Annotated in this window: 3 protein-coding genes; 1 reads left to right on the top strand and 2 read right to left on the bottom strand. The window is 40.3% G+C overall.

Annotation, left to right across the window (positions count from 1 at the left end):
• Window positions 1–322 precede the first annotated feature (322 nt).
• Both katG and FN961_RS08975 read right to left on the bottom strand, forming a co-directional pair.
• Window positions 323–2,533 carry a catalase/peroxidase HPI gene (gene katG, locus FN961_RS08980; RefSeq protein WP_143564222.1) on the bottom strand — a complete coding sequence of 737 codons (2,211 nt, stop codon included), beginning with the start codon at window positions 2,531–2,533 and terminating at the stop codon, window positions 323–325.
• 76 nt (window positions 2,534–2,609) lie between these two features.
• On the bottom strand, window positions 2,610–3,620 hold the full coding sequence (locus FN961_RS08975; RefSeq protein WP_143564205.1) for a cytochrome-c peroxidase: 1,011 nt from the start codon (window positions 3,618–3,620) through the stop codon (window positions 2,610–2,612).
• 333 nt (window positions 3,621–3,953) lie between these two features.
• Between FN961_RS08975 and FN961_RS08970 the strand changes: the two genes are divergently transcribed.
• Window positions 3,954–5,222, top strand: coding sequence for a hypothetical protein (locus FN961_RS08970; protein ID WP_143564204.1), 1,269 nt, complete (start codon window positions 3,954–3,956; stop codon window positions 5,220–5,222).
• Window positions 5,223–6,000: the final 778 nt, after the last annotated feature.

The following is a 6,000-nucleotide window of genomic DNA, read 5'->3' as shown; positions in this document are numbered from 1 at the left end:
CATTTACTCGTGGTAATTTTTGTTTGGCGATAAATTTGATCACCAAATGCCATGAATGTTCCTCACTATTTCACCTATCTCATTATTTATTCATCTCTTTTTGTGGGGATTCGTCAGACTCGGAGTGTTTTATGGCAAACTAATTCAAGGGGAATGTTCTCAACATTAGGTAACAAGGAGTTGAGCGGATTGATACTAATAGATCGATGTTCACTTAGGTTGTGTATAGCCAAGCCCCCAAAATAAAACGTGTTTATCATGGGGGAGGGCTATGTTTACCGTGTGATGATAAGGCTATCAATACACACGGCTTTATCTTCTGTTATTGCAGATCGAATCGGTCATTTGTCATGACCTTTTGCCACGCTGCGATAAAGTCAGTAATAAACATCTCTTCGGCATCAGCAGAAGCATACACTTCGCTTATGGCACGCAGCTCCGTATTGGAACCAAAAATGAGATCAACAGGTGTGCCGGTCCATTTTAGCTTTCCTGTTTTTCTGTCATATCCTTCATAGATGTTTTCACTGCCAGGTTTCTTTGACCACCTAACCGACATGTCGAGTAGGTTGACGAAGAAATCATTTGATAACGCGCCAGGGTTATCGGTGAACACGCCATTGTTAGACCCATCTGCGTTGGCTGATAATGCTCTCATTCCACCGACTAATGCTGTCATCTCAGGTACTGTTAGCGTGAGCAGATCCGCTTTCTCAATTAACATCTCAGTGGGTGACTTGGTACTGTCTGTAGAGTAGTAATTTCTAAAGCCATCCGCTGGGGTGTTAAGCACTTCAAAAGAAGCTACATCTGTCATTGCTTGGGTTGAGTCCATTCTGCCTGGGGCAAATGGTACCTTATTATTAAATCCAGCCTCTTTTACTGCTTTCTCAATGGCTGCTGCACCACCTAACACGATGATATCGGCAAGAGAAATTTGGGCCTTTTTAGATTTCTTATTAAATTTATCTTTAATCTTCCCCAGTGTCTTTAACACTTTAGCGAGTTGTTTAGGATTGTTGACTTCCCAATCTTTTTGCGGGGAAAGTCCGATGCGAGCGCCATTTGCACCGCCACGCATATCGGTTCCTCGGTAGCTCGACGCAGAAGCCCAAGCGGTAAGCACAAGATCTTGAATTGAAAGGCCTGACTTCATGATCTCAGACTTCAACTTAGTGATGTCAGATTGACTGACGAGCGTGTGGTTTACTTCTGGGATCGGGTCTTGCCACATGAGGACTTCAGTTGGCACTTCATTACCTAGATAGCGAGATCTAGGCCCGAGATCGCGATGATTTAACTTGAACCATGCTTTTGCGAAAGCGAGTTCATACTCTTTAGGATCTTTTCTAAATCGCTCTGCAATGGCTCTAAATTTAGGATCTTCTTTGATTGCGATATCGGTCGTGAACATGATGGGAGCATGACGCTTTGTGGCATCATGGGCATCGGGAACTAAGTTCGAGGCGGTATCGGTATCTGGGATCCATTGAATGGCGCCAGCTGGACTCTTGGTTTTAACCCAGTTAAAAGTAAATAAGTTATCGAGGTAATTAGTGGTCCATTGCGTTGGTGTAATTGTCCACGCACCTTCTAATCCACTGGATATCGTATCGGCGCCAGAACCTTTACCACACTTGTTTTTCCAACCTAAACCTTGCTCTTCAATTCCGGCAGCGGCGGGTTCTGCTTCTACACATTTGTCAGGCTTTGCCGCCCCGTGAGCTTTACCAAAAGTATGTCCGCCGGCAATAAGTGCAACTATCTCTTCATCGTTCATGGCCATACGACCAAAAGACATTCTAATATCGTTAGCAGCCAGTAGTGGGTCAGGGTTACCGTGTGGCCCGACAGGATTGACGTAGATAAGGCCCATTTCAACGGCCGCTAGGGGGCCTTTAAGTTTGCCTTTTTTATCACGTCTTTCATCGGTTAGAAATTTACTTTCTGGTCCCCAATAGACGAGATCAGGTTCCCAATCATCCTCTCTACCGCCGGCATAACCATAGGTCTGAAAACCCATTGATTCTAATGCGACGTTACCGGTTAAGGCAATCAGATCTGCCCAAGAGATACTTTGGCCATATTTCTGTTTTATCGGCCACAAAAGCCTTCTTGCTTTGTCTAAGTTGACATTATCAGGCCAACTATTGAGTGGATCAAAACGTTGCTGTCCGCCTCCTGCTCCGCCTCGACCATCGTGAGTTCTATAGGTACCTGCTGCATGCCAGGCGAGTCTGATAAAGAAGGGACCGTAATGACCATAATCTGCTGGCCACCAATCTTGCGAATTGGTGAGTACTTTATCAATGTCACTTTTAACCGCCGCTAAATCCAGTTTTTCGAACTCTGCAGCATAATCAAACTCGCTATTTAGCGGGCTTGATTCGGCTGAGTGATTTCTAAGAGGGGTTAAATCTAATTGCTCTGGCCACCAGAATTGATTTGATTTAGGGGTTTCATTTGCGACCGCAGAGGTCGCAGTGACCATCACCGCTGATATCATAAAAGATAATATCGTTTTTTTTAGCATCATAATTACTCCGTTCCATTGAAATATAAGTGCGAATATTATTTAGGTTCTTTCAAACAGTTCTCTAACGTTAATATTATTTGGTCACTACTTTTAAGTTTTCTAATGTGTTTAAAAAACTCGTTATCCTCTGAGTTTCTTCATTGGTTAATTTGATACCAAGCTGATGGAATGCAGTATCTTTAACGGCTTGTTCTAATGTTATTCCTGCACCATCATGAAAATAAGGAGCGGTCTTGGATACGTTTCTTAATGACGGTACTTTAAAAATGAAATTATCGGCAGGATCTTGTGTTATATGGGCTCTGCCTTTATCGGTATTATTTGGATATGGATTTACCACTCCCATTCGAGTAAACATTTGTCCTCCGAGAAGAGGGCCGTTGTGGCACGCTACACAACCTGCAGTGATAAATGTTTTTAACCCCGACTTTTCTTGTTTAGATAAAATGTTTTTATCACCCTTTAAAAACTGATCAAGCCTGTCTTCAGATATTAAGGTGCGTTGAAATGCTGACAATGCATCGGTTATATTATAAAAATTAAGTGGATCAGCATCATTTGGAAAGGCATTAATGAATAAGTCTAGATAACCGATTTTTTTCAATCTAATGAGCGCCTCCTTCTCTGAAGGGAGTGCCATTTCAATTGGGTTGAGTATTGGCAATTTTGCTTGTTCGATTAAGTTACTCGCTCTTCCATCCCAAAATTGAGAGAACTGTAGACCTGCATTCCAAGTGGTTGGGCTGTTTCTCGTGCCTGCAATCCCCAAAGCACCAATTGAAACCGGCAAGTTGTCAGTACCTGTTCCTGGAACCGAGCCAGCCTCTGAATTTTCACTTAAGCCCAGTAAGTCATGACATGAATTACACGATTGGGTTTTATTGATGGATAATGCCTTCTCAAAATAAAGTCGCTTACCGAGCTCTATTTTTGATTTATTGTCATTACTGCTTCCTGGCATTGTCATGGGTAATGGTTCAAAGAACTGAATAGCTAAAGAATAAATAGCATCGTCAGTCGTTTTAGCTGGCGCTGAATAAAATGTAATTAAAAACAGGAGTAAATATAAAGTTGTATTTTTCATACTTACCCTTTTAAATAATAGTGAGTTTAAACTACATCAATGATAAAGGCTGACAAGTAAAATATACCGATTGTTTTGATAGGTAAAATAGATTGATTTGAAACACTGTTTGATTAATGTTGTTAGCGTATTCATTGAATAGTGATTATAAATAACCATCTCATTAGGTTATGGGTAAAGTAATGTTGGTAATGATTTATTGTGATTTTCGATTTCTGTAAATCATTAGTATGAGTTGTGATGTTATTTTTTTAAGGCTTTAGTTATAAAGTCCTAAGTCGAAGATGTATGGTGTAGTCATTAATTAATATAAAGTTTGTTTTCGTTAACTAAATGAATAACGGTAAGGAGATAGCATCAGTGCAGGGTGAAGTATTAAAAAAGGAAAAAGCGTTGATTAAGGTCAGTTACTTTCTTTGGACTGTCGTATTTTTATTAGCGTTAGTGACAGGAACTGTTGGGATTAATAATCTACTTTATATTGAGCAGAGCGTTAAGTTAACCGCGGTTGTGACCGATAAGTATGCCTCTCAAAGCTCCTCAGGTACTGGCAGTAGCCGCACTGTATCAACCTCTCTTAAGATCCTCTATCAATTCGAAAACCCATATAAAAAAGACAAAATTGAGTTGGTTAGTGAACTGGCTCCTTTAGTGTATGGAACCGTTAACAAGGGCGATGATATTGCCATCTATTATAACGAAACTGCCAAGCCTAAAACACGGATAAGTCAGCCACTGCACTTTTGGATGATGTTTTTTATCAGCAGCCTTGTTTTCGGGGCTGCCTTGCTGATGGCAACACTGGTCAGCCGCCAAAGCGCATTGACGAAGGAAAGGCGTCGCCAGCTGATTTATCTAGTATTAGTGATGTTTATCCTGCCGATAGTGGTGAACATATTGAGCTTTACTCAGCAGAATAATCAGTTGCAAGCGGAGCGCGAAGCTGAGGCCGATTGGCCCAGGTGGCCTGCGTTTGAAACTGCGGTTCCTAAGCCTGAGTGGTGGGATCAGGTCTCGATTAAGTACTTTGATCCTATGGATTACACCTCAGAAGAGTACTCTGATTACGTTAAGCACAATACTGATTCAGATAAGTATCATCGTTCATTTAAGGTCACCTATGCCTTGATGCTGAAGCATCAAGATGATCCCTATACCTTAGGAGGTTTGCTCGGGAGGGGAACGACTCGTCAATATATGTCTATTTATGAGTTTTTCTTGTCGCAATATATGCATCAAGAGTGGCAGGGGGAGTATTGCAGTCAACCTTGTAATGACGCAACGCAGATGGTCGAAATGGCGGGGGTGTTAATGTCGATGAAGCTTGATGAGAATCAAATTGATTCTTCGCTAAAACTTGCCATTGATATCATGCAGTACAAATTTTCCCGAGCGAATAACCGTGGTAAATACTATTTTCTCAACTCATATCGTCGCTTGCTCGAACATCTGGAAGGGAAGGAGGTTGCCAAACTTACGTTAGGTGTACTTGTCGAGGAAAGCCTACAAGAAGCGGTTGAACAAGGCCTAACTGGCCAAGTGAGAAAGTGGGAGAAGTTTTGGAGTTCTACTCAACGAGAGATTGGGATCTATTCCAAATAAAGTCGTAGCTTTCCCGCGATTCTTTACGTGTATATATGGGGTATTATGAATACATGGTCATATTTGGCCATGTATTGCTGCTTAAATCATCTTGCATAACCTGCTCTATTTTCTTCTATTCCACTTAGTTAACTGCACTAAATAGTGAGTAAAGACAATATTTACCTAAACATGCTGTTTTATCTATTTTGTTGAACAACCTCCATGATTTTTTGGTTAGGTGAATCTCCCCTAGATACACTTGTACTGTGATTTATACAGGCACCCATTCAGTTAACGTTCAGTTATTAGTCATCATCATAAAATGCAGTAATCTTGAGTAAACATTCATTGTGAAAAAACGTTAATGACTCAATATATGAGACGTTAACAGTAGCATTTTCATTGGTTGATACGCTGAGGACTGACATACGACACTTTTAAAATATATTTGTGTACTACAAAATAGCCATAAACACTTAATCTTAAGCTTTTGATTTTAGATGGATATGTCGATAATTTAACGATTGGCAGCTTGATTCACTACTTTAAAGTGTAACCAAAAGTTTTGTGACTGCCATTGATATTATCTTGGTTTAATGTATATTTTGTGTTCGCAGTGTTAATGCTGTGTTTGTGATATTTACAAGGTGTTCGTTTATTTTTATACATTAAGCACCTAAATTTCACTGTTGAGACATTATGACGAATAAAATATCGGAGTTAAGTTTTTGATAATTAACTTCTTTAATAAAAACAAAAAATCATTTTGTTAATGTTGATAACTAATACTGGGTTG

The sequence above is a fragment of the Shewanella hanedai genome, assembly GCF_007197645.1.
In the GTDB taxonomy this organism is placed as follows: domain Bacteria; phylum Pseudomonadota; class Gammaproteobacteria; order Enterobacterales; family Shewanellaceae; genus Shewanella; species Shewanella hanedai.
Note: the sequence above shows the minus strand (reverse complement) of the source record. Positions and strands in the feature narration are given on the sequence as shown.